Here is a 23,284-nt window from a genome sequence, read left to right as displayed (position 1 = left end):
CGCTTTTGTTACCGAACCGCAGTTGCTAACGCCGACGGGTTGGCAAAGGCTGTTTGCGCGCCGGCAAAATCCAAAACCCGACCGCCGCGTTGGCTGGCTTGGGCATCCGCTTGTGCCTTCGATAGGAAAGCGCTGAGGCGGTTTTGCTCCAGCACGAACCAGGCGTCGTTTGCCAGCAACTTGATGCCGCTGGCGCTATCCTGCAAATACACTGCGCGCGCCGTTTTGCCGGCTTTATGCAATTCATTCAGCGCGGTAAAAGCCGAGGCGGCGGAGGAGTAGCTGCGAACGGTCGGTTCGTCGTTAACCCAGATCTGCGCGGCTTGCTTGGCGTCGCTTATCGCTTGGCCGTTGGAAATAGGTGCCTGTGAATAATCCTTGAGCTGGGCATCGTAATCCAGCCCGGCTTGCTTGAAAGCGGTCCTCAGGTAACGGTCGTCGATGTATTGTTCGACATCCAAGTCAGTGCTGGTACGCTTCAGCAGTTTTAAGGTTTCGAAGGCGGTTTTCACAGCTTGCCGGTATTCCGGCTTCCAGGTGAAATCGCGGGTTTGCACGCCCAGCGGGCCGTGGAATAGGTAAGCCACTTCCGCTTCGATGCCGGTGTGTTTGGCGATCAACTCGCTGTATTTTTCCGGTTCCGCCGCCAGCAATTGGTTGGCTTCCAGCGCGGCGCGCAAAAAGGCCACGATCAGTTCGGGATACTTTTCCGCAAAATCGGCATCGGCCAGCGTACCGTGGAAGGTGGGGGTGTTGGATTGCGCGCCGTCGTAGATTTTTCTGGCAAAACCGCGGTACGGAAATAACTCGGCGAACGGCACGAAATCGGCATGGGCATCGACTTTATGCGTCAACAGCGCGGAACCGGCGATTTCCGGCGCTTGGGTAATGATGTTGACGTCTTCGTCCGGATTCCAACCCTGTTGGGCGACGGCTCTGAGCAGCATACCATGGGCGGTGGAGGCGAACGGTACCGAAATGGTTTTGCCTTTTAACTCAGCCAGCGACTGTACCGGCGAATCCTTGGGCACCACCACACCGTTACCGCTGCCGGCCGTGCTGCCGGATAGCACATTGATAAACAGACTTTTCTTGCCGGCTTTACGAAATGCTTCGATATTGAACGCGCCCGGAAAATCGGCCATCGAGCCAATATCCAGTTTGCCGGCCACCATTTCGTTGGTCAACGGCGCGCCGGAAGTAAAGTTGTGCCATTGGATGTCGTATTCGGCGTTTTGATATTTGCCGTCGTGCGGCAGATATTTTTCCAACAATTGCAATTCGCGGATCACTAGGCCGCCGGCGGCGCAGTTGATGGTGGTGTCCTGGGTGCCAATGGCGATGCGGATTTTTTCGGCAACAGCCCAATCGCTGGATAGCAGGCTGAGGAATAGAAGCAGATTGCGTAGTGCTACTTTCATAGATTGTTGAGTGCGAATGACGTTTGTCGGTAGTTTTATGCAGGTGTTTTAGCGGCGGCACTGTCGAAAGGTCGGGTCGCGAAGGGATGCGCGGCTTCGTATGCCCGCGAAGCTCGGAGCACCAGCGCGTCATTAAATTGAGCGCCGACGATATGCAAAGCGACCGGCAGGCCATGACTATCGAAGCCGATAGGCACCGATGCTGCTGGTTGTTGAGTTAGATTAAACGGCGACAAAAACGGCGCTTCCGGCGCGGTGCCCAGGGCTGGCACCGGTTTTGACGTGACCGGCGTAACCAGTAAATCGTAGCGCTGGTGAAAACGGCGCAGCGCTGCTCCCAGCGCGGCGCGGCGTTCATGCGCTTCCACCACTTCGGCCAGCGTGTGCTTCTCGGCTTTTGCTATGGAGGCCTGAATGGCCGGATCGAGCAGCGCCAAGCCGGCGTCGCCGATGTCGCGCCGCAGACGGATGGCGCGTTCCGCCGCCAGCGCCTCCAAGATGGGCGCCGGATTTTCGAAGCCGGGGTCGACGTTTTCGATGATCGCCCCCAGCTTGGCGAGCTCGGATACGGCTTTGTCGACCAAGGTTTGAATTTCCGGATCGACCGTCAGATAACCCAGCGTCCGGCTGTAGGCGATACGTAAGCCTTTGATGCCATTGTTCAGCTTATCGGTCCAGTTGCGGCCGTCGCTGGGGAGACTACTCCAGTCGCGAACATCCGGCGCGGCAATCACATTTAATAACAACGCCGCATCGGTGACGGTACGGGTCAGCGGGCCGATATGGAACAAGCTGCCGTTATGCGCGGCTGGAAAGCCTGCCACGCGGCCGTATGAGGGTTTAAAACCGTACACGCCATTCACGGCCGCGGGTTGGCGAATCGAGCCGCCGCCATCGGTCCCTACTTGCAAGGGTCCCAGGCCCAATGCAGCGGCTACCGCTGCGCCGCCGCTACTGCCGCCGCTGGCGTGTTGCCGATCCCAGGCATTGGGTGTGACGCCGGCCAGCTTGGTTTCGGTAAGACCTTTCCAACCGAATTCGGCGGTCTGGGTTTTTCCGAGCAGAATCGCTCCCGATTCGCGTAGCCGGGCAGCGGCAGGACTATCTTCGGTTTGCGGTTTGTCCGACGTCGCCAAGCTGCCTTTGCGGGTGGGGAAACCTTGTACGTTTAGTAAATCCTTAAAACCAACCGGCACACCGTCCAGCAAGCCTTGGGGCTTGCCTTTATGCCAGCGCGCTTCGGAGGCTTTGGCTTGCGCCAGCGCATTGTCCGGGTCTACTGCCCGATAAGCATTGAAGTAGGGCTGTAAGGTGTCGATGTGGCTGAGTACCGCTTTGCTTACTTCAACCGGCGAAGCGGCTTTGCGCTTATACAAGTTGAGCAATTCGTTGGCGCTAACTTGTGTTAAATCAGTTGGCATATGGCTATCCCTATTTCCGAGGCGAGAGAGCCTTTGTCAGTCAATTAACATGCCATAGCCTAAGGTGTTGTTTTAACAACAAAGCCGGGAGTTTGTTGGCGCAATATTGTTGATAGACAAACAGATGCTGTTGCCGGTGTGGTGGCTTGGCAGCTTTAGCAGTGCACAGATTCAAATAGCGAAATATCCGTAACAACCCACAGCGGCTAGCGTTATTCCGACAAACTTGATCTTGTCGGCCAAACTTTGCTCGCCCCAATAATAAAGACAACTGGCTTTTTTGCGGCACCAGAAGGCTATCAGGCTATTGCCGGCCCGCCGACAATGACGGGGAATAATGCGCCAAATGAAGTACAAGCCAACCAGGCCTAGCGTACACAGAATGTAAAAAACGATGACTTGGGTAGTATGCGTATCGGTATGGAATGCGTGTTCGATGACATGATCCAGATTATATTCGGCATACTCGAACATCAAGTGTGCCACATGCAAAACCACTTCGAGAACATGATGGATCAAGCCCATCAGCAGCCCGAATGCTGCATCCGGCATGGCCAGAATTAATAAGACCAGGCTTAACAGCAGGCCGTTCACGGCCCGCTGTTGTGTTTTGGTTTTGTCGATATGCTTGTTTAACAGCGCCGTGTCTTCAGGCGTCAAATTGACGAATTGGGCGCCGATTAAATACGGATAACGGTCGTTTTCGTAAGGGTTGCTGGGCTTGCAATACACCACCTTACAGCAGGTCATGATTGCGGTCATATTGGATAACAGCAATATTCGCAGCATTAGATAATCGCCGGCTTGCAGCGGCTCTTGCGCAGTAAAGGCGATACCGCTGGCGCTGATACTGACGTTGAGCGTGTCGTTTTCCCTGCTTTGCGAATCGGGTAGCGCTTGAGGCGAGACGGTATCGGGCGGATTGCTGTTGCCGAGTAAATCATGGAAATTTTCCGGCGCTTGCATTTGTCCATCATGATCAAGCTTGCGATAGAACAGATTGGCTTGCTCGTGGATGCGAAAAGCCACTCTGCGATTTAATTTCTTGCCGTTTACCTTAGCCATATTCATCAAACCCTAAAAATCGCCTGTTACGTACTGTCGATGATAGTCCAAGACCGTAAACTCTCAATCTGCATAAAAATAGCCCTGACGCAGACTGGCGCGATTGCTCAGGTGTCGTCTTTACTGACCCACTGTTTTACGGCGGGCGGCTGGTAATTGACATAGCGGTCCAGTAACAAATTTGGATCGGACTCGACCATCAACATGTCGCGATGATGCGGTTTGACGAATTGTTCCGCCGCGACGTGGTCCAGGAAATTAATCAAGGCATCGTAATAGCCCGCCACATTTAATACGCCGCAGGGCTTTTGATGAAAACCCAGCTGCGCCCAGGTCCAAATCTCGAATAATTCTTCAAGCGTGCCGATGCCGCCGGGTAGAGCGATAAAGCCGTCCGCCAGTTCGGCCATCAGCATTTTTCGCTCGTGCATGGATTGGGTAACGTGTAATTCGGTGAGATTGGGATGGGCGACCTCCTTGTGCGCCAAGGCTTTGGGAATAACACCAATGGCTTGGCCGCCGAGCTTTAACACCTGATCCGCCACCGTGCCCATGATGCCAATCCCGGCGCCGCCATAAATCAAGCGGATGTTGCGGCTGACCAGGGCTTGGGCCAGCGCCCGCGCGGCCTCGCTATACGCATCAAGCCGGCCGGGACTGGAGCCGCAATAGATGCAAATGCTGTTTATCGTTGTCATGTCGGGTATGCCGGAGAATTAGGGTGGCTTATATTCGGTGGAAAACCATGACGCGGCAAGACGAAATTTACTGCCGCCCCATGCACGGGCAACTGCCGGCATGTTCGCTCAAGGGCTGTTACTGATAGAATTAGGCTTTTTAGTCAGACAGCCATCATGCGCTTAATTAGGGGTTTGAATCATCTTGAGCCGTTACGTGACGGCTGCGTGTTGACCATAGGCAACTTCGACGGTCTGCATCTTGGGCACAAGTTGGTCATCGAAAAGCTGGCCGAGCATGGCCGGCGGTTGAATTTGCCAACGGTGGCAATGGTCTTTGAACCTCAACCGTTGGAGTATTTCCTCGGCGACCATGCGCCATCCAGACTGACCCGGTTGCGCGAAAAAACCATTCAGTTTGCTAAATTACCGGTCGACGAATTACTGGTTTTACCCTTTAACCGCAGCCTGGCCGATTGCGATGCGGAGCATTTCATTCGCGATATTTTGGTCGAGCGCTTGCGCGTCAAGCATTTGGTGGTTGGGGACGATTTTCACTTTGGCAAGGCGCGGCGCGGCAATTTTGCGCTGTTGCAGCATCGCGGTCAGGAGTATGGTTTTGCGGTGGAAGATAGCCATTCTTTCGAGCTGGCCGGTTTGCGAGTCAGCAGCACGCTGATTCGCGATGCCCTGGGCGAAGGCCAATTGGAGCAGGCCAAGCTGATGCTGGGCCGGGATTATTCTGTCTGCGGCCGGGTAGCACACGGCGATAAGCGCGGCCGGGAACTGGGCTTTCCGACGGCCAATGTGCGGATGTTTCGGAAAAATACGCCGGTCGTGGGCGTATTCGCGGTGACGATGACTGGTTTGAATGGCAACGAGTATCAAGGGGTCGCCAATGTCGGCACCCGCCCCACCTTCGACGGTGGCGCTAAAGTGGTCTTGGAAACGCATTTATTCAACTTCAATCAAGACATTTATGGGCATTACGTGGAAGTGCATTTTAAAAAGAAGCTGCGCGACGAAATCCGTTTTGCCTCGCTGAGCGAATTGAAACTGCAAATCAGCCGGGATGTCGAACAAGCTCAGCAGTTTTTCAGTGAAACATTGGATATGAAATGATTAACTCCGCAAACTTCCCGGCATCGCCTTGTGTCCGTAACTGTTGTCTGAACGATGACGATATTTGCTTGGGCTGTTACCGCTCACTGGATGAAATCCGCCTGTGGTCTAGCGCGGACACGCAGACTCGCGAACTGTTTTTGCAGCAGGCTGCCGAGCGGCGTAGCAAGATTTTGCAAGCCACTCGGTTGAGGTCTGTTTATGTCGAACAGTTGCCGAAAGCTTAAGCGCTACGCCGCCTTTGTAATATCGGCCTGACATCCAGCCAAGCCGCAATGCCTATGTAAGTAGCCAAGCCCAGGCTACCGGCCAGCCAGACATTCACCTGATAAATATCCAACACGTAGCGATTGGCAAAATATAGCGCCAGACCCAATGCAAAATAACCGGTGATCTTCATGAGCGGATAGCTCACCGGATAATAGTACCGGCCCAAAGCCCAAGAGCAAACCACCATAAACAAATAACAAGCCAGCGTTGCCCACGCCGAGCCGACATAGCCCCAAACCGGTATCCAACAGATATTCAAAACAATCGTCAGACCTGCTCCTGCCAGCGATACCCAGGCGCCCAGGCCGGTGCGGTCGCTCAGTTTGTACCAGACTGACAGATTGACATAAATCCCCAGCAGCAAATTAGCCATCAGTAATATCGGCACCACGTCCAGGCCGGCGCGGTACTCCTCGCCGATAAAATACTTGAACAGGTCGATGAACAGCGTCACCACTAAAAAGATAAACACCCCGGCGATGACGAAATACTGCATCACCAACGCATAAGCCCGCTTGGCATCGGCGCGGCCGGCATAGGAAAAGAAAAACGGTTCGCCGGCGTAGCGAAAGGCCTGCACGAACAAACTCATCAAAATCGACAGCTTGTAGCAGGCACCGTAGATGCCCAGCATCTTCAGGTTGGTGGGTAAATCGTAGGGCAACAAGACTTTCAGAATCGCCCTATCCAGCATTTCGTTGACCATGCCGGCAAAGCCGATGATGACCATGGGCAGAGAGTAACGCAGCATGGGCCTGAGCACGCACGGGGCTAGCTGGAAGCGCACCGCGCGAAATTGCGGCAGTAACAGCAGCAGCTTGCATACGCTGGCGGCCAGATTGGCCAGAAAGATATAGCCGACACCAAGCTCGGGTTGGTAATAAGCGACCAGAGCGCTATCCGGCCAGTAGCTTTTCAGCTTGGGCCAAACCAGCAAAAACAGCAGATTCAAGCCGATGGCGATGAATATCTCGGTCATTTTGATACCGGCAAAACGCCAGGCCCGGTTCTCGGCGCGCAATCGGGCAAACGGCAATGCCGACAGGGCATCCAGCGCCAGAATCCAACCGAACCACAGCAAATACTCCGGATGTCGCGGATATTGCAACCAGTCGGCCAATGGCTGTTGCCAATAGTAGATTGCCGCGATGAAGCCGAGATTGGCGATCAGCAAAAAGCTTAAAGCGCCGCGGTAAACCTCGTCGCCGCTAAACTCCGGCCGCTGCCGAAAGCGGAAATAACCGGTCTCCAAACCTAGCACCAACAACACCGCAAAAAATCCGGCATAGGCGTAAAACTCGGAGACCACGCCGTATTCACCGGCGCTGAAGGTGTAGGTGTACAGCGGCACCAGCAGATAATTCAAAAAACGGCCGACGATGCTGCTGAGACCGTAGATGGCGGTTTGGGAGACGAGTTGGCGTAGTGAGCTCAAAAGCAGTTGGATCCAAAGAATGATGAGACCTCTCGCTGAGGTCTAAGGTAGCCATATTGTAAGGTAGTTGCCGGCTTACCGCTCTAGACGACACAGCCAGCTGCCCGGGTTACGTTTATTCTGCGCAGGCTAAACTTTGTTCGATCAGGACTTTCGCCGCGGCGGCGGCGGTGCGCATTGCCCCGGATTCTCGGCGTCTCTGTTCGCTAACGATGGCCCCGGAAATCAGCATTGCCAATTGTTGGGACAGAGCTTCCGGATCCCGTGCGCCGGCTTGTCGGGCTAAATCTGTCAATACTTGTTGAAAGGTGTCGGAAAACTCTGCGGCGGCCCGTTGAACAGGATTGGCGGCCTCGGCAAATTCGGCAGCGGCATTGATAAACGGGCAGCCACGAAACTCCGGGCTGGATGATAATTCATCGAATACCGCAAACACCGCCAGCAACTTTTGCTTGGGTTCGCTGGCGCGCTGTTCCATACCGATAAGGATACGATTCAGCATGGCCTCTCTGCTTTTGCTTAGATGCGCCAAGACTAGATCGTCTTTTGACGGAAAGTACTTATACAGACTCATTTTGGTGGTGCCGGCGGCTTTTACTATTGCATCGACGCCGGTGGCCTTGATGCCTTGGCTGTAAAACAACGCAGAGGCAGTTTGCAAAATGTGATCTTGGAGATTACGGGCCATAATTTAAGTACCTGGAAAAAACAGCTTGCAACTATACAGACCGGTATGTATTATTTCAATAGACTGACCGGTCTGTTATAGCGCAGTCTTTAATTCAACTACTGGAGATTATTCGATGATTACTTTGTACGGCGTGGCAATCAGCAACTATTACAACAAAGTCAAATTTGCGTTGATGGAAAAGGATATAGCATTCATCGAAGAGTTTACGCCACCCAGCCAGAGCGAAGAGTTGTTACTGCGTTCGCCGCTGGGAAAAGTCCCGTTCATCAAAACCAGCGACGGTTATCTATCCGAATCGCAAGCGATACTGGAGTATCTGGAAGATGCATTTCCAGAACATCCGCTGTATCCGGCCGATGCTTATGAGCGCGGCAAATGCCGGGAGTTTATCCAACATCTTGAATTGAACGTTGAACTGATTGCGCGCCGCCTGTATGGGGAGTTTCTGTTCGGCAACACCGTATCGGCAGAAACCAAGGACGAAGTCAGAGCCAAGCTCGATACCGGATTAAAGGGCTTAGCCAAACTGCTGAAATTATCGCCCTATGCCCTGGGCGACCGTTTCAGTACGGCAGACATCGTGGCTTGGCCGCATCTGCAATTGGTGGGCTTTGCCACCCAAAAAATCTACGGCGAGAACTTAGTGAATACGCATATTCCGGGCATTGAAGCTTATATACAACTGATCGAAAGCCGGCCGCACGCGCAAATCGTCGGTGCCGACCGGGCAAAGGCGTTAGAAGCATTTTTTCGGAATAAATAGTCCCCGCTCTGCTATTCCTCAGGTGATTTAGCACAATACCCTCTCATAACTTTCTGGCATTAAGCCGTCGGCGTAGTGATGCCGGCGGCCATTCCCATAGTGATTTGCGTATACCGATCAAATCAGTCAAGGCGGACCGACCGAGTGGAGTCCCTGCTGTGCTAGGGCTTCGGCGCCTGCTATTCAGGACATTTACGCATAGACCAATTCAGAACTAATTGTCTATACTTCGCTTCCTAACGGCTATCACAATTTGTTTTCGAACATTTAGCGGGAGCCAAGCTCCGCAACCTTCAATTTAGGAATTTACTCATGCGACTATTAGCCACTGAACCCGCCAGTATTGCGAAAATTTTGGATGCCAGTATCAAACTGTACTCGGCCTGCTTCAGCAGACTATGGGGCATTCTTTCAATACTTGCCGTGCTGTATATCGCCATGGGTTTGCTGACTGCAACTTTGCAGCCCGATCCGGCCGCACCACAGACTGCGGCGCTGGAATTATTGTCTGAGAACCTGTTACTGATATTAGCGTTTGTCATTGTCTTCTCCTTGGTGTCTTTCGTGCTCTATGCCGCGCTTATTTACCGCTTGGATAATGTGACCAATAAACGGGAAGACAGTTTTTCCGAAGCGATAACGGCCGGATTCAGAGCCTTTCCCTCGATGTTGTTTGCCGCGCTCCTGTATATGGTTGCGATAATCGTGGGCTATATCCTGCTGCTGATACCGGGCTTGATCTTGACCTTATCGCTGATGTTTTATCTCTATTTCATCGTCATCGACGGCCTTGGCGGCTATAGAGCTCTTAGAGCCAGCCACTCTTTAGTTTGGGGACATTGGTGGCGGACTGCGACAATCTTTACCGTACCGATGATCATCTGGATGGCAGTGATGTTTGCGCTGGGGTTTTTGATGGCGTTTCTGGCGCCGGCAGACAATCAAGTCTTGATGCAGATTTTGATGAATTTATTGTCGGTGTTTTTCATGCCCTATTTTTTCGCGCTGGGTTACGTGCAGTTTCACGACTTGAAGTTGCGTAAATCGGGCAGCGACCTTGCCTCTCGCCTAGGCAGATAATGCGGTTTGCTGCTTTATTGCTGTTGTGTCTAGCCGGCTCATCCCAGGCGCAAGACAACAGCTTACAAGCCTGCCTGAACCTTGCCCGGCAACAATCCGGGCAACAGCTAGATATTAAAAAACACTGTCCGGCTCTGTTCAAGGAATTGGCAAACCAGGGCCTGTTGACCAGTTTCGATCCACCATTAACTGCCGACGTTAGTGCCACGCAACTGGCGCTTTTAGCCGACAGCCTGAATAATTCTGGGACCATCCGCCAGGAAGGCCTGACGCTATTGTTAGCTGAAATTTTGATCACGCCAACCGACGACTCGCAAGCGAATTGGTGGCAAGCCGTCCTGAACTGGCTGAATAGCCTCAAGCCGGCGGACCATGAAGACCAATACCAGCAGTTGCAGCGCTGGCTCGCGGCCTTGAAGCCATCGCAACAAGCGGCAGAGATTATCATCTAAGTGTCGATTGCCTTATTGCTGGCGCTATCGGCCTGGCTGGTGATTAGCGAGTTGTATCAGGCCGGGGTTTTTCGCAAATTTTCCGGCAAGCGCCAGCCCGTCACTCCCGCCGATAAGCTCGCTGAAACGCAGTCAGTAGCTTCGCATCCGGCGATTAAGACCGTAACCCCGCAAGCTCAAATCGGCGCATTGCTGACGCAACTGATAAACGCACTAATCCAGCGCCAACTGCTTCCGGCCGACCCCAGCCTGACCCATCGGCAACTCGTTAGTCATTTTCAACAACAAGCCCGACAAGCGGACTCGGCATTTTCCCGTTTGGTCCGCCAAGCCGAACCCTTGCTTTACGGCCATCGCCCTGTAGATGCGGACTTGGTCGGCAATTACCGGCGCGAGGTGCACGCGCTATTGGGCAATTTGCGCTCATGAAAGAACGCTTGATTACTCTTCTAACCGCACTGGCGGCATTGGGGCTGGTGATTTTGTTGTTGTCGCCGCACCATCCTGAAGCGCAAAAGCCGCTATCGCTACCGACCAGCGAAGACCGCGGAGCAGATGGTCTGAAAGGGCTTTTTACCTGGCTACAACGCGAAGGACTGAATGTCGTCAGTTTTCGCAAACGCTACAGCGATCTGCATAAGGACAAAACCCTTCCGGAGCGCGGCAATGTGCTGATTGCCAGCATGCCCGCTTCCAAAGAAATCCGAGAAACGGAGTGGCCGGCGCTGGCGGACTGGCTGGAGCAAGGCAACACGCTGATCGTTCTAGGCGCCGTGTATCAACACCCGGGCTGGGCCGCTGCCGAGGATTGCTTTTGCGATGTTAAGGAACTTTTGTCACGCTACGACTGGATCCTGGATTCCGCAGATCAACAAGACGAGCCAAACACCCCGGAAACACAGACGAATCAAACCCTGCAAAGCACCCTAAACACCCTACAAAACAGCCTCAAAGGCGCTCTCCCTCAAGACAGCCAGTTGCTTGCTCAATCCTCGCACCCCCTGCTGCAGGGCGTAACCAGCCTACAGACCCAAACCTCGGCAGACTTGTTAAAAGCCGCATGGACGCTAACCGGCAGCGAACCAGAGAATCTCTCGCTGCGCTTGCTGTCCGAGCGCGATAGCCATCTCACCACCGCCTGGTGGATGAATGCTGGCGACGGCCGGATCGTGTTGCTGCTGACCCCGGATTTGTTTAGTAACCAGCGGCTGGGGCAAGCAGACAACGCCCGGTTTATCGGCAATCTACTCAAGCAATCGCTGGCGCCGGCAGGCCGATTGTTGTTCGACGATTACCATTTCGGCTTGTCCGAACTATACGATCCCGAGCACTTTTTTAAAGACCAACGGCTACATCAAACCTTGTGGTGCTTTGGCATATTCTGGCTGCTTTACGTGGCCGGCTACACCAGCCGCCTGGCGCCGGTGCGCCAAGCCCGCAGTCAACTATCCACCCGGGATTTCATCAAGGTTACCGCCGAATTTTTCGCGCGCCGCCTGAACCAGCCTTTATTGGCCGAGGCCCTGGTCAAGCATCTGCTGGCGGATATTCATGCTCGGCGGGGAATGCGCAGCGAAGCGGAAGTCTGGCTTTGGCTGGAACAGCATAGCCGGGTAAGCAACGATCAGATCACACTATTAAAACGGGCGTTAGCCAAACAACGTCTTTCATTACTGCGTTTATCCAACACTATTACTTACATCAGGACAGTCACGCTATGAGCAACAACGCGGCGCAAAATTTGAATCTCCACCTGCGGCAACAAATAGGCAAGGTGGTATTCGGCATGGATGAGGTGCTGCACGGCTTGGTCATCGCCTGGATTGCCGACGGCCATGTGCTGTTGGAGGGTGCGCCGGGCCTGGGGAAAACCCTGTTGGCCAAATCACTGGCGCAATTGATGAGCGGCAGTTTCGGGCGCATCCAAGGTACCGCCGACCTGATGCCGTCCGACATTACCGGCCTGCATATCTTCAACACCGAGGCTAACATTTTCGAATTCGTCCCCGGCCCCTTGTTTAATGAAGTGGTACTGGTTGATGAAATCAACCGCGCCGGCCCCAAGACCCAATCGGCATTGTTGCAGGCGATGGAAGAAAAACTGGTGACGCTGGATAGAAAAACCTATCCGCTGGCGGAAAACTTTTTTCTGATTGCCGCTCAAAACCCCTTCGATTTCGAGGGCGTTTATCCCTTGCTGGAATCGCAACTGGATCGCTTTTTGGTGCGTCTGGACATTAACTATCCGCAACTGCCGGCGGAGGTGGCGGTGCTCAGGCACTACGATAAACCGGGCGGCGGGCACAGCACGGCGTTGCAACAAATCCAAGCCCTGCCCGATACGCTACTGCAGCAAGCGCGCCAAGAAGCCGCCGCTGTTCACGTTGAAGACTGTTTGTACCAATATGCCATCATGCTGGCGGAAGCCAGCCGTAACCATCCGCGTTTAAGCCTGGGCCTGTCCACCCGCGGCGCACTTGCCGTGATGCGCTGCGCACGGGTGGAAGCGGTTCTGGACGGCCGCGATTTTCTGATCCCCGATGACATCAAAGCGGTCGCGCCGCTGGTAGTCGGGCATCGTTTACTGCTCAGTTCCGAAGCCATGCTGGAAGGTTACTCCGCCATCCAAATCTACCGGGAAATCGAAAATCAGGTCGCCGTTCCCCGCAGTGCGGAAGCGAAATAATGTCGATATCGCGTTTGACACTGCTGCTGGCCGGCTTGATTGTTCTGCTGGCCATCATCGGAATCTGGAGCGGCGAACCGCTGCAAGGGTTCTGGCGATGGCTGGCGGCCTTGCTGATAACGCTGATGGCTTGGGAACGCTTCAGGTTGATGGACAATATTGAGTTGCATAGACAAGTTCCGGCCACTTTGGCACTGGGCGAGTCAGTCGGCTACAGCATTCAAGTCTGCAATCGGGCCGGCGCCAAGGTCCGCTTCGAAACCCAAAGCGACTACCCTGCCGCGATTGTCGGCGACAACTCGCTGCAGCGTTGGCTACTGGGCGCACATGAAACCCAAAGCCGGCAGTTTTCGATTACGCCCACCCGCTTGGGCGGCACGTCCTTGGGCAGTTTGTATTTAAAGCAGCTGGGCGCGTTCGGCTTGTGCTGGTGGACGCGACGGATAGACGACGATATCGCCATGCGGATAGAACCCGCCCGGCTGAACAACTTTGTAGACCTGTCCGGCATGCAGCAGCTTGGTAGCCGCGGCAGTGCCCAGGCTCGCAGTAGCGGCGTCGAGTTTTTGGATTTAAGCGAGTATCGGCGCGGCGATTCCTTGCGCAGCATAGACTGGAAGGCCACAGCCCGGCGCGGCAAGCCCATGGTGCGGCACTTCGAGCGCGAACATTTGCTGGAAATTGCGGTGCTGATCGATTGCGGCTTGAGCAGCCGCCTGCAAAGCGAACACATGGACCGCTTGCATCATTACATCAACGTCGCCGGCAAATTGACGGAATTTGCCAGCTACCAAGGCGACCGGATCGCTTGTCTGGCCTACGCCCAACAAACTGTCGATAAAACGCCGATGGCCGGCGGCATGAACTCGGTCCGGGCCATACGTCAGCTGTTGAGCCGGCTCACAGTGTTTAACGAGAACGCCAATGCCCTGAATGCCGCACTGGAGGTCAAGCAACTGCTGAAACGGCGCGGTCTGGTAATTTTTCTGACCGAACTGGAACAGCCGGAAGCCGCTTTGCAGCTGGTTCAGGCCGGGAAATTACTTTCCACCAAACATCAAGTCCTGGTCGCCACACTGGATGAACCGGCGATTGGCGACGATCTGAAACAAAACGGGGTCTACTGGCAGGACCCTTATCGGAAATTCGCCATTCTCGAATACCTGCGCGGCCGCGAGTTGACCCGCAAGCGTTTACAGGGCAGTGGGGTTGCGGTAACCAGCGCCACCGCCCAGAATCTGGACCGGCGGATACTGGCTTATTACCGGAACAAGCGCGACACCATCGCTGCGGCCTGATGGCGGATGTCCTGTTTCAATCTGTATAAACAACTGACCTGTTTTTAATAAGATGATGAATAGCACCCTGAATAAACCCGGTTCGTTCCAGGATTATCTGCACATACAATCGGCAGACGGTATGGATTACCAGTTGGAAATTGCCGGAATGGGCGCACGTACCTATGCCTTCGTCATCGATTGGCATATACGGCTGTTGTTGGCGATCAGTTGGGTAGCGATCTGCGGCGTGGCGTTTTTTAACTGGGAAGAACTGCGCAACGTGTTTAAACCGGGACATCCCGGCTACACTGGCCTGGTTTTAATCTTGCCGACCCTGCTGATATATTTTTTGTATCACCCGGTGCTGGAAATCCTGATGGCCGGACGAACGCCCGGCAAGCGCATGACCGGGGTTCGCCTGGTGGATTTACAAGGGCATACCCCCGGCATCGGCGCGCTGTTGTTGCGCAATGTGTTTCGCCTGATCGACTCGCTACCCGGCTTTTATTTTCTTGGCTTGGTGGCTGTCGCCTTCACCGGCAAACACCAGCGGATCGGCGATTTGGCGGCGGGCCTGGTACTGGTGTATGACAACGTCGACAAGACCCATTCCTTGCAGCAAATTTCCACGTTAACCCTGCATTCCCGTTTAAGCGGCGACGATCAGACCCTGCTGCTGGATCTGTTGAAACGCTGGGACGAACTGGCCTCCGAACGCCGGATCTTGTTCGCCACACAATTTTTAAGCCGAATCGGCCGCGACATTCCTGAAGCAAGTGACAAACAGACGCAAGAACAGGCCTTAAAACGGGCTCTGAAAAGCTTGTTAAGTGAACCCTGAGCCGACGATGCAGCAGTTAAACAACCAATCTCAAGCATTGTCTCACTGGTTAAATGCCCGGAAAAGCCAATGGGAAAGCCTGGAAAACACTCTTAAACCGACGGCTAGCCGCCGCGCCCAGGAAATCAGTGATGCCCGCCAGCTGCTGTCAGGCTATCGCGCCCTGTTGAGCGATTTGTCCTTGTCGCGCCGGGTAAACGGCAAAGCCATGATTACCCGTTACCTGGAAAACCTATTCTTAAAAGCCCACGAAGAAATCTACCGTCCCGCCAATCATCCTTTGGCGCGTTTGATCGATTTATATCATTGGGAAATACCGCGGCTGATGCGAGAATTGAAAACCGCAATCTTCAGCGCCTTTGCGCTGTTCGCGCTGGGTATTGCCGCCGGCTGGTGGCTGATTGGCAGCTATCCCGATTTGATCGGTCTGCTGGGCTCGCCGAAGATGATAGACCACGTTCAGAAAGGCGAATTATGGACCGACGGCCTGCTCAACGTCGCGCCGTCCTCGGTATTGTCCCTTAGCATTGCCGCCAACAACATCACGGTGACACTGTTCGCTTTTGGCTTAGGGGCATTCTACGGCGTCGGCACCCTCTACATCATCGGCTTCAACGGTTTCATGCTGGGCGGAATCTTTGCCTTTACCGCCGCTTACCAGCTGGACGGGCGGTTGTTTGCCTTCATCATTGGCCATGGTGTAGTCGAATTGAGCGTCATCATCATCGCCGGCGCGATGGGCTTGCAACTCGGCGAAGCCCTGATACGGCCCGGCGCCCGCAATCGACTGCAAGCGTTTCAGGAAACCAGCATCAGTGCCGGCAAAGTACTGCTTGCGGTAACCCCATTTCTGATTTTTGCCGGTTTGATCGAAGGCTTTGTCTCTCCCGATCAAGCCTTCAATTTGCCGCAAAGAGCGGTAATCGGCTGCTGCAGCGGCATGATATTCTGGCTGATTCTGTTGTTCGGCGTGCCGGGAAAATCCAGACAGCCGTGACATTACTTCGCTGCTATTCGGTATAGGCTAATACTGCTAAGGTATTGCCTTGCCGATAATAGCGATGGCTTGGTTGTCGAAACGATAGGTGGAGAGGTCGAGGTAGAGGCTTGCGGCTTTTTAAGCTCGGCTAGCGCCAGTCTTGTATTGAAAAGCCCGAGTAATAAGTCTGGCAAAAGCGGCGCGGACGGGCCTGTGAGGACGCCGGCCCGCGCCTTCTAAGGCTTAAGCTTCGTAATTGGCGCTGGCGAATTCCCAGTTAACCAAGGCCCAGAAAGCTTCCAGATATTTAGGACGCAGATTGCGGAAATCGATGTAATAAGCGTGTTCCCAAACATCGCAAGTCAACAACGGCGTTTGGCCGGCAGTTAACGGGCAACCGGCGTTGCTGGTGCTGACCAGTTCCAGACCACCCTTATCGTTTTTCACCAACCACGCCCAACCTGAGCCGAAAGTGGTGACCGCGCATTTGGTGAATTCTTCTTTGAATTTCTCGAAAGAACCGAAAGTTCTGTCAATGGCATTTGCCAAACCACCGGTAGGTTCGCCGCCGCCGTTGGGAGACAGGCTGTTCCAATAAAAGGTGTGGTTCCAGATTTGCGCTGCGTTGTTGAATACGCCGCCAGAGGATTTTTTCACGATCTCTTCCAGGGACAAGCCTTCAAACTCGGTGCCGGGAACCAGATTATTCAGGTTGGTGACATAAGTTTGGTGATGTTTGCCGTAGTGAAATTCGATCGTTTCTGCGGAAATGTGCGGCGCCAATGCGTCTTTTGCGTACGGTAATGCAGGTAATTCAAAAGCCATCTTTATTCTCCAGATTGATTGAACAGCAGCAGTGATTAGGCGCGGGCTTACCGCCCAAACCTAATTACCCAGCATTATAATAAAGAATTATTGCTTAACACTACCTAATCAAAGGAAAACAACGATGGCACTTGAGGTTGAACATAAGTTTTTGCTGGCGAACGACGACTGGCGCGGCGAAATCGATCATTCCGTACACTACAAACAAGGCTATTTAAGCAGCAGTCCGCTCAGTTCGGTTCGTGTGCGTATTTCCGACAAGCAAGCTTGGCTGAATATCAAGAGCGCCACTATCGGTAGTCATCGCCAGGAATTTGAGTATGAAATCCCGTTGAATGACGCCAACAGTATTCTCGACGAGCTATGCCATAAGCCGTTAGTGGAAAAAATCCGTCATTTTGTCTATCGCGACCGGCATGTTTGGGAAATTGACGAATTCATGGGCGATAACCAAGGTTTGATTGTCGCTGAAATCGAATTGTCGACAGTAGGAGAGGCCTTTGTTAGGCCGGACTGGGTCGGTATGGAAGTTACCGACGACATACGCTATTACAACAATAATCTCTGCAAGTATCCGTTCAAGGATTGGGATAAATAAGCGGCAACAATCCAAATAGGCGATAAAAACTGCCGTTTTCTGAGGTTTGCGGCGCTTGTTGCAAAACTGGGACAAGATATTTGCAGAGTCGCTACAGCGCTACAAACATAGACCTAAGCCGCCTCTCTAAAGCCTGGCGCTTAGCGAATTTTTGCGATAGGTAATACTTTGTTAAAACAATAATTTAAAGGACGTATTGAAATCCAAAATGCAATGCTCTATATTGAGTGTATGAGCAAAGCTACTTTTGTTGTTTTATTGATACTTTTCGCCGGCCCGCTGCATGCATCGGAGCTGGCGACCGCTATTGCCCGCTTGGAAAGCGAGTGGGCCAGCGTTTATTATCAAAGCGACGAAACCCGGCAAAGACAAACTTATCCGCAATTGCTGGAAACAGCCGCGGAATTAACCAAACGCTACCCGAATGCCGCCGAGCCGAAAATCTGGCAAGCGACGATTATCGCCACCAATGCGGCGTTTCAATCTTCGTTGAGCGCCTTGTCCAGCCTGCAAACCGCCAAGACACTGTTGGAAGAAGCCATCGCCCAAAATCCCAATGCGCTGGATGGCGCGGCCTATGTCACGCTGGGCACGCTGTATTACATGGTGCCTGGCTGGCCGGTATCTTTTGGGGATAATCAGCTTGCGGAGCAAATGTTGAAAGCCAGCCTGAAAATCAACCCTAACGGTATCGACGCCAATTACTTCTACGCCGATTATTTGCTGCAACAGGATCGCAGCGCGGAAGCTGAGGAATATTTGCACAAGGCCGTCCAGGCCCCGCTGCGCAAACAGCAAGTATTTGCCGATACCCAGTTGCAAAACGAAGCCAAAATGGCGCTGGCACATACCCAGCAACGTAAATCCAACGCCGGCAAAAATAAATTTCAATCGTTGTTCACTTCCGCGACAGCCGACTAAATCCGCCTGGCCAGTTTGCCTTTGGCTGTAGAATAACCCTACTTTCAAAACAGGCCACGACTGGCATTTATGAAAAAAACCATTTTCGGACTGTCCTCGGTATTTTTTTTACTGTTTTGTACGTCCAGCACCGCTGGCACACCCGCAGCAAATCAGCCGCTGGAACCAGTAGGGCTACAATTGAAATGGTTTCACCAATTCCAATTTGCCGGTTATTACGCAGCTATCGAGCAAGGCTATTATGCCGAGGAAGGTTTGCAGGTAGAAATACGCGAGCGCAATCCTGACCAAGACTACGTAGAACAGGTCGCATCCGGGGAAGCCGAATACGGCATCGGCGATTCCGGCATCATTGCCCAGTATGCCAACGGCAAGCCCATAGCGGCTCTAGCCGCCCTATTTCAGCACGATGCGCTGGCGCTGTTCAGCAAACAAGCTTCCGGCATCGTCAGCCCCTACGAAATGGCCGGCAAGCGCATCATGTACGATGTGGTGGGCGAGAATAATGCGCAGATTCGCGCCTTACTCGCCGAAGCCAATCTAAACGAAAGCCGCTATCAAAAAGTTGCCGAGACCTTTAACAACGCCGATTTTATCGCGGATAAAGTCGATGTGATGTCCGGCTATATCACCGACATGCCATTCAGCTTTCGCACAGCCGGCATCAAATTCAATATTATCAATCCGCAAAATTACGGTATCGACTTTTACGGCGACTTGCTTTTCACCAGCCGCAAAGAGCTACAACAACATCCCGGCCGCGCCGAGCGCTTCCTCCGGGCCAGCCTGAAAGGCTGGGAATATGCGCTGTCTCACCCCGATGTACTGATCGAACTTATCCAACGCAAATATCCAAGCAAACTTAGTCCGGAACAACTGCGCTACGAAGCCGAGGAAACCCGTAAGCTGATCATGCCGGACTACATCCCGCTGGGCCAGATAGAAGCTGCCCGCTTACGCCGGGTAGCCGACATTTATGCCAACCTGAAATTAGCGCGTCCTTTAAGCGACGGCCAACTCAATGAGTTTGTCTATGGCAACAGACAATCCGCCGATTTGCCATTGAACGACGCGGAACGGCAGTGGCTGGCCGAGCATCCAGAAATTCGGGTGGGCATAGACAGGAATTTTCCGCCATACGAATGGCTGGATGCCACCGGCCTGCATCAAGGCATGGTTGCAGAACACCTCAAGCTAATCGAGCAGAGATTGGGCGTGAAGTTCGTGCTGATCATGGACAAATCCTGGCAGGAAGTGCTGGACATGGCCAAACGCGGCGAACTGGACATGCTCGCCGGGGTGACCAAAACCCCGGATCGCGAGCAATATTTAAGCTTTACCCAGCCTTATATCAGCACACCGACGGTGATCATCGGCGACAAAAGCAGTGCTTATATCGATTCCCTGCCACTACTGACGGGGAGACGGGTCGCTATCGAGCAAGGGTATTTTGTGCAGGAATTGCTGAGCAGAGACTACCCAGGGATACGACTGCTGACCGCCCCCTCGGTACAAGAAGCGCTGAATCTGCTGGCCGAAGGCAAGGTGGATGCTTATATCGGCGATGCGGCTTCGGCCAGTTACGCCATCAAACAACAAGGCTTATTGAATCTGCATATTGCCGGCCAACCTGGCTACGTCAACGAAACCCGGATGGCCGCACTCACATCTCAGCCGCACTTGCGGTCGCTACTGGAGAAAGCTCTGTCCAGTATCAGCCAAGCCGAACACGATGCCATTATTAACCGCTGGATGGCTTTGAAGGTCGAGCAAGGCATTCAACTGGACGCGCTATTGCGATCCGCTACCGTTGCGCTGCTGGCCCTGTTGTTTTTCGTCTATTGGGTGTTCAGGCTGCGTAAGGAAATCAAGGCTCGCAAACGTAGCGAGGCCGACCTGGCGCGGCTTTACACCAATATGTCGCTGGGCTTTGCGCTACATCAGGTAATACGCGACGACAGCGGCAAAATCGTCGATTATCGCTATCTGGATATCAACCCGGCCTTTGAAAAAATGACCGGCATTGCCCGCGAAAACTGGATAGGCAAAACCGTGAAGCAGGTTTTGCCGAATACCGCGGGAGCCTGGATCGCCAGTTTTGACGGGCTGGATACCAGTGGCGAGCCGCAACATTTTGAAAACTGTGTGACCGATCTGGGCCGCTGGTATGCCATCGATAGCTATAAAGCCGGCCCCGACCGTTTCGTCGTGTTAGTCCAGGATATTACCGAGCGCAAACAGACCGAACTGGCACTAAAAGAGAGCGAAGAACGCTTTCGGATCAGCCAAATCTATGGCGGCGTCGGTATTTGGGAAGCAGATTTGTTGAAAAACCGCCAGTTCTGGTCGGAAATCGTCACAACTGAATTGGGTTTTCCGCATAAGCCACTCAATACCTGGAATGATTTCCTGGAAGTGGTTTGTCCGGAGGATAGGCCTTTAATTTTGGAAGCGACCCGCGAGCACCTAGAACGCGGCGCCAATTACGATGTGGAATACCGTATCCAAACCCCTAACGGCGAAAAGCGCTGGATGCGCTCGGTGGGCCAGGTCGAGCGCGACGGTAACGGCAAACCGGTGCGGATGCGCGGGATTGTCCATGATGTTAGTAAACGCAAAGCGGCCGAGGAAAAACTACGGCTATCGGCGCGGGTCTTTTCGGACGCCCACGAAGGCATCATCATTACCGACCTCAACGCCTGTATCATCGATGTCAACGCCGCCTTCACCGACATAACAGGCTACAGCCGCGAGGAAGCATTGGGACAAAATCCCAGCTTTTTGAAATCCGGCCGCCAAGCGCCGGAGTTTTATGAAGCTATGTGGGCGATCATAAACCAGACCGGGCATTGGCAAGGCGAAGTCTGGAATCGGCGGAAAAATGGGGATTTGTATGCCGAACTGTTAACGGTTTCGGCTTTGCGCGATGACGCCGGCAATATCATCAATTATCTGGGTTTGTTCTCGGACATCACCGAGAGTAAACAACAGCAGCAGGCGCTGGAAGTGCTGGCGCATTTCGATCCGCTTACCCAATTGCCCAATCGCGCCCTATTTGCCGACCGCTTTGCCCAGGCTATCGCCCACAGCAAACGCGCCGAATCGCTGTTGGCGGTGTGTTATCTGGATTTGGACGGATTCAAGCAGGTTAACGATAACTTCGGCCACGAAACCGGCGACCAGTTATTGGTAGAAGTCGCCAAACGCATCAAGTTAAAGCTGCGCGAAGGCGATACGGTTTGCCGGCTGGGCGGCGACGAATTTGCGTTGTTATTTGAAAATTTGCAATCGGTGCAGCAATGCGAAGATGCCTTGACCCGCATTCATCAGGCCATGGCCGAACCGTTCGAGTTGGAAAACCGCCATGTGCGGATTGCCGCCAGTAGCGGCGTGACCATCTATCCGCTGGATTTGGAAGATCCGGATATTCTATTGCGCCACGCCGACCAAGCCATGTATCAGGCCAAATTGGATGGCCGCAACCGCTATCGGATTTACGATCATTTGCCGGGACAATCGAGCAGCATCAATCATCGCCCCAGCCGTTTGGAGCAAGCTTTGGCCGAAGTCGGCCAGGCGCTGATGGATAACCAGTTTTGCATGTATTACCAGCCCAGAGTCAATATCAAAACCGGCGAAGTGGTCGGCGCAGAAGCGCTGATCCGCTGGCACCATCCGCAACGCGGCGTGTTGCCGCCGGCCGAATTTCTGCCCATAGTGGAAAACACTACCTTGGAAATTGACCTGAGCAACTGGGTGCTACGGCAAGCCTTTAAACAATTGCAGGTCTGGCACGATCTCGGCCTGAATCTACAAGTGAGCGTAAACATATCCCCGCGCCATCTGCAATGGCCGGATTTCATCAAAACCCTGGAAACCTTACTAACGGAATACCCGCAAATTCCTTCCTGGCAATTGGAATTGGAAGTGCTGGAGAGTAGCGTACTGGAGGATTTGATCTCGGTGGGGGAGACGCTGAAACAATGCTATCACGACCTGGGCGTACCCTGTGCGCTCGACGATTTCGGCACCGGTTATTCGTCGCTGGCGCATTTGCGGCATTTGACCATCAATACGGTAAAGATCGATCAGAGTTTTGTCCGCAACATGATAGACGACCCGGATGACATGGCCATCGTCGAAAGTGTGATTGCGCTGGCCAAAGCCTTCAAACGCGAAGCAGTTGCCGAAGGCGTGGAAGATATAGAACACGGGATTTTTCTGATCGATTTGGGATGCAGCATCGCCCAAGGTTCCGCCATCGCCGAAGCGATGCCGGCTGACGCGGTGTTGGCTTGGGTTAACAGCTATCGCAACCCTCAGGCCTGGACCGATTGCGCCAGACTTTCCCTGACTAATTGGCAAAACCAATTGGAATTACTGAAACTTCAGCAGCAGTATTGGCTGCGCCGTCTGGAACAATGTCTGCATCCCCCAACCGGCACGAGTCCGCGCTGGCCTATCCTGAACTCGAAAAAATCGCACCTGGGTAGATGGCTGGAACGGCTCAAACACGAACGCGGCATTGATGCGCGTTTACTGGAACAACTGGAGCGGGCGCAAGCCCGCCAACAAATTCTGGCGGAACAACTCCAACGTCATCGGCTGGACGGCAGAAGCGGCGACAGCGCAGATTTCAGCCAATTACGCGAGGCCAATCTGCAAATAGTGCAGCTACTGGAGCGCCTAGAACCCGCGGCCTAAGCCTATTCTGATCACGTCCAGCAAACTGCCGATACAAGCCCAGCCGGATTTGA

The 23,284-nt window shown here is 53.6% G+C and carries 21 protein-coding genes; 14 read left to right on the top strand and 7 right to left on the bottom strand.

Translation table 11 applies throughout. From position 1 onward, the window contains the following. Nucleotides 1–8: 8 nt before the first annotated feature. From DDY07_RS19740 to DDY07_RS19725, 4 genes are all read right to left on the bottom strand, one after another. Nucleotides 9–1,421 (bottom strand): ABC transporter substrate-binding protein, encoded by a 1,413-nt coding sequence (locus tag DDY07_RS19740; protein ID WP_171697130.1) that lies wholly within the window; start codon nucleotides 1,419–1,421, stop codon nucleotides 9–11. Between the two features lie 35 nt (nucleotides 1,422–1,456). Further along, a complete protein-coding gene (locus DDY07_RS19735; RefSeq protein WP_171697129.1) occupies nucleotides 1,457–2,842 on the bottom strand; it encodes an amidase in 1,386 nt (461 codons plus the stop codon). 171 nt (nucleotides 2,843–3,013) lie between these two features. Then, a complete protein-coding gene (locus DDY07_RS19730; protein WP_171697128.1) occupies nucleotides 3,014–3,907 on the bottom strand; it encodes a PilZ domain-containing protein in 894 nt (297 codons plus the stop codon). A gap of 107 nt (nucleotides 3,908–4,014) precedes the next feature. Beyond that, a complete protein-coding gene (locus DDY07_RS19725; protein ID WP_171697127.1) occupies nucleotides 4,015–4,605 on the bottom strand; it encodes a TIGR00730 family Rossman fold protein in 591 nt (196 codons plus the stop codon). Between the two features lie 156 nt (nucleotides 4,606–4,761). On the opposite strand from DDY07_RS19725, the gene ribF reads away from it, so the two are divergent. After that, on the top strand, nucleotides 4,762–5,706 hold the full coding sequence (gene ribF / locus DDY07_RS19720; protein ID WP_171697126.1) for a bifunctional riboflavin kinase/FAD synthetase: 945 nt from the start codon (nucleotides 4,762–4,764) through the stop codon (nucleotides 5,704–5,706). Beyond that, entirely contained in the window at nucleotides 5,703–5,933 is a 231-nt protein-coding gene (locus tag DDY07_RS19715) for a DUF1289 domain-containing protein (RefSeq protein ID WP_171697125.1), read from the top strand. Before ribF ends, DDY07_RS19715 begins: the two co-directional genes overlap by 4 nt. On the opposite strand, the gene DDY07_RS19710 is transcribed toward DDY07_RS19715, so the two are convergent. Next, complete coding sequence (locus tag DDY07_RS19710; protein WP_171697124.1) at nucleotides 5,930–7,411, bottom strand: oligosaccharide flippase family protein; 1,482 nt, start codon at nucleotides 7,409–7,411, stop codon at nucleotides 5,930–5,932. The two genes, DDY07_RS19715 and DDY07_RS19710, sit on opposite strands and share 4 nt — an antisense overlap. Before the next feature lie 115 nt (nucleotides 7,412–7,526). After that, entirely contained in the window at nucleotides 7,527–8,099 is a 573-nt protein-coding gene (locus DDY07_RS19705) for a TetR/AcrR family transcriptional regulator (protein ID WP_171697123.1), read from the bottom strand. A 115-nt stretch (nucleotides 8,100–8,214) separates the two neighbouring features. Between DDY07_RS19705 and DDY07_RS19700 the strand changes: the two genes are divergently transcribed. The 9 genes from DDY07_RS19700 to DDY07_RS19660 all read left to right on the top strand — a co-directional run bounded on the left by DDY07_RS19700 (nucleotide 8,215) and on the right by DDY07_RS19660 (nucleotide 16,201). After that, nucleotides 8,215–8,865 (top strand): glutathione S-transferase family protein, encoded by a 651-nt coding sequence (locus DDY07_RS19700; RefSeq protein WP_171697122.1) that lies wholly within the window; start codon nucleotides 8,215–8,217, stop codon nucleotides 8,863–8,865. A gap of 312 nt (nucleotides 8,866–9,177) precedes the next feature. Next, nucleotides 9,178–9,945 (top strand): YciC family protein, encoded by a 768-nt coding sequence (locus tag DDY07_RS19695; RefSeq protein WP_171697121.1) that lies wholly within the window; start codon nucleotides 9,178–9,180, stop codon nucleotides 9,943–9,945. Next, entirely contained in the window at nucleotides 9,945–10,397 is a 453-nt protein-coding gene (locus tag DDY07_RS19690; protein ID WP_171697120.1) for a hypothetical protein, read from the top strand. Before DDY07_RS19695 ends, DDY07_RS19690 begins: the two co-directional genes overlap by 1 nt. Continuing rightward, a complete protein-coding gene (locus tag DDY07_RS24510; RefSeq protein WP_171697119.1) occupies nucleotides 10,398–10,826 on the top strand; it encodes a DUF4129 domain-containing protein in 429 nt (142 codons plus the stop codon). Further along, the gene (locus tag DDY07_RS19680) at nucleotides 10,823–12,118 is read left to right on the top strand and encodes a DUF4350 domain-containing protein (RefSeq protein ID WP_171697118.1); all 1,296 of its coding nucleotides are present in this window, start codon (nucleotides 10,823–10,825) and stop codon (nucleotides 12,116–12,118) included. The genes DDY07_RS24510 and DDY07_RS19680 overlap by 4 nt, the downstream gene beginning before the upstream one ends. After that, nucleotides 12,115–13,083, top strand: a complete 969-nt coding sequence (locus DDY07_RS19675; RefSeq protein WP_171697117.1) for a MoxR family ATPase — start codon at nucleotides 12,115–12,117, stop codon at nucleotides 13,081–13,083. The genes DDY07_RS19680 and DDY07_RS19675 overlap by 4 nt, the downstream gene beginning before the upstream one ends. Next, nucleotides 13,083–14,381, top strand: a complete 1,299-nt coding sequence (locus tag DDY07_RS19670) for a DUF58 domain-containing protein (protein WP_171697116.1) — start codon at nucleotides 13,083–13,085, stop codon at nucleotides 14,379–14,381. Before DDY07_RS19675 ends, DDY07_RS19670 begins: the two co-directional genes overlap by 1 nt. Before the next feature lie 52 nt (nucleotides 14,382–14,433). After that, nucleotides 14,434–15,204 (top strand): RDD family protein, encoded by a 771-nt coding sequence (locus DDY07_RS19665; protein WP_171697115.1) that lies wholly within the window; start codon nucleotides 14,434–14,436, stop codon nucleotides 15,202–15,204. 7 nt (nucleotides 15,205–15,211) lie between these two features. Then, nucleotides 15,212–16,201, top strand: coding sequence for a stage II sporulation protein M (locus tag DDY07_RS19660; RefSeq protein ID WP_171697114.1), 990 nt, complete (start codon nucleotides 15,212–15,214; stop codon nucleotides 16,199–16,201). Between the two features lie 225 nt (nucleotides 16,202–16,426). Here the strand turns inward: DDY07_RS19660 and sodB are convergent, their stop codons facing one another. Then, the gene (sodB, locus tag DDY07_RS19655) at nucleotides 16,427–17,008 is read right to left on the bottom strand and encodes a superoxide dismutase [Fe] (RefSeq protein ID WP_033156944.1); all 582 of its coding nucleotides are present in this window, start codon (nucleotides 17,006–17,008) and stop codon (nucleotides 16,427–16,429) included. 124 nt (nucleotides 17,009–17,132) lie between these two features. Here sodB and DDY07_RS19650 point away from each other — a divergent pair, with 124 nt between their 5' ends. The 3 genes from DDY07_RS19650 (at nucleotide 17,133) to DDY07_RS19640 (ending at nucleotide 23,231) form a co-directional block, all read left to right on the top strand. Next, on the top strand, nucleotides 17,133–17,606 hold the full coding sequence (locus DDY07_RS19650) for a CYTH domain-containing protein (protein ID WP_171697113.1): 474 nt from the start codon (nucleotides 17,133–17,135) through the stop codon (nucleotides 17,604–17,606). Between the two features lie 231 nt (nucleotides 17,607–17,837). Further along, nucleotides 17,838–18,527, top strand: coding sequence for a tetratricopeptide repeat protein (locus DDY07_RS19645; protein WP_171697112.1), 690 nt, complete (start codon nucleotides 17,838–17,840; stop codon nucleotides 18,525–18,527). Between the two features lie 69 nt (nucleotides 18,528–18,596). Next, nucleotides 18,597–23,231, top strand: coding sequence for an EAL domain-containing protein (locus DDY07_RS19640; RefSeq protein WP_171697111.1), 4,635 nt, complete (start codon nucleotides 18,597–18,599; stop codon nucleotides 23,229–23,231). Nucleotides 23,232–23,284 lie beyond the last annotated feature (53 nt).

The sequence above is a fragment of the Methylomonas sp. ZR1 genome, from assembly GCF_013141865.1.
Classification (GTDB): domain Bacteria; phylum Pseudomonadota; class Gammaproteobacteria; order Methylococcales; family Methylomonadaceae; genus Methylomonas.
This window is presented reverse-complemented; position numbering and strand designations above follow the sequence as displayed.

Bases quoted from the DNA above. Each gene is read 5' to 3' on its own strand.
- DDY07_RS19740 (WP_171697130.1), bottom strand. From the start codon at position 1,421: ATGAAAGTAGCACTACGCAATCTGCTTCTATTCCTCAGCCTGCTATCC.
- DDY07_RS19735 (WP_171697129.1), bottom strand. From the start codon at position 2,842: ATGCCAACTGATTTAACACAAGTTAGCGCCAACGAATTGCTCAACTTG.
- DDY07_RS19730 (WP_171697128.1), bottom strand. From the start codon at position 3,907: ATGGCTAAGGTAAACGGCAAGAAATTAAATCGCAGAGTGGCTTTTCGC.
- DDY07_RS19725 (WP_171697127.1), bottom strand. From the start codon at position 4,605: ATGACAACGATAAACAGCATTTGCATCTATTGCGGCTCCAGTCCCGGC.
- ribF (WP_171697126.1), top strand. From the start codon at position 4,762: ATGCGCTTAATTAGGGGTTTGAATCATCTTGAGCCGTTACGTGACGGC.
- DDY07_RS19715 (WP_171697125.1), top strand. From the start codon at position 5,703: ATGATTAACTCCGCAAACTTCCCGGCATCGCCTTGTGTCCGTAACTGT.
- DDY07_RS19705 (WP_171697123.1), bottom strand. From the start codon at position 8,099: ATGGCCCGTAATCTCCAAGATCACATTTTGCAAACTGCCTCTGCGTTG.
- DDY07_RS19700 (WP_171697122.1), top strand. From the start codon at position 8,215: ATGATTACTTTGTACGGCGTGGCAATCAGCAACTATTACAACAAAGTC.
- DDY07_RS19695 (WP_171697121.1), top strand. From the start codon at position 9,178: ATGCGACTATTAGCCACTGAACCCGCCAGTATTGCGAAAATTTTGGAT.
- DDY07_RS19690 (WP_171697120.1), top strand. From the start codon at position 9,945: ATGCGGTTTGCTGCTTTATTGCTGTTGTGTCTAGCCGGCTCATCCCAG.
- DDY07_RS19680 (WP_171697118.1), top strand. From the start codon at position 10,823: ATGAAAGAACGCTTGATTACTCTTCTAACCGCACTGGCGGCATTGGGG.
- DDY07_RS19675 (WP_171697117.1), top strand. From the start codon at position 12,115: ATGAGCAACAACGCGGCGCAAAATTTGAATCTCCACCTGCGGCAACAA.
- DDY07_RS19670 (WP_171697116.1), top strand. From the start codon at position 13,083: ATGTCGATATCGCGTTTGACACTGCTGCTGGCCGGCTTGATTGTTCTG.
- DDY07_RS19665 (WP_171697115.1), top strand. From the start codon at position 14,434: ATGATGAATAGCACCCTGAATAAACCCGGTTCGTTCCAGGATTATCTG.
- DDY07_RS19660 (WP_171697114.1), top strand. From the start codon at position 15,212: ATGCAGCAGTTAAACAACCAATCTCAAGCATTGTCTCACTGGTTAAAT.
- sodB (WP_033156944.1), bottom strand. From the start codon at position 17,008: ATGGCTTTTGAATTACCTGCATTACCGTACGCAAAAGACGCATTGGCG.
- DDY07_RS19650 (WP_171697113.1), top strand. From the start codon at position 17,133: ATGGCACTTGAGGTTGAACATAAGTTTTTGCTGGCGAACGACGACTGG.
- DDY07_RS19645 (WP_171697112.1), top strand. From the start codon at position 17,838: ATGAGCAAAGCTACTTTTGTTGTTTTATTGATACTTTTCGCCGGCCCG.
- DDY07_RS19640 (WP_171697111.1), top strand. From the start codon at position 18,597: ATGAAAAAAACCATTTTCGGACTGTCCTCGGTATTTTTTTTACTGTTT.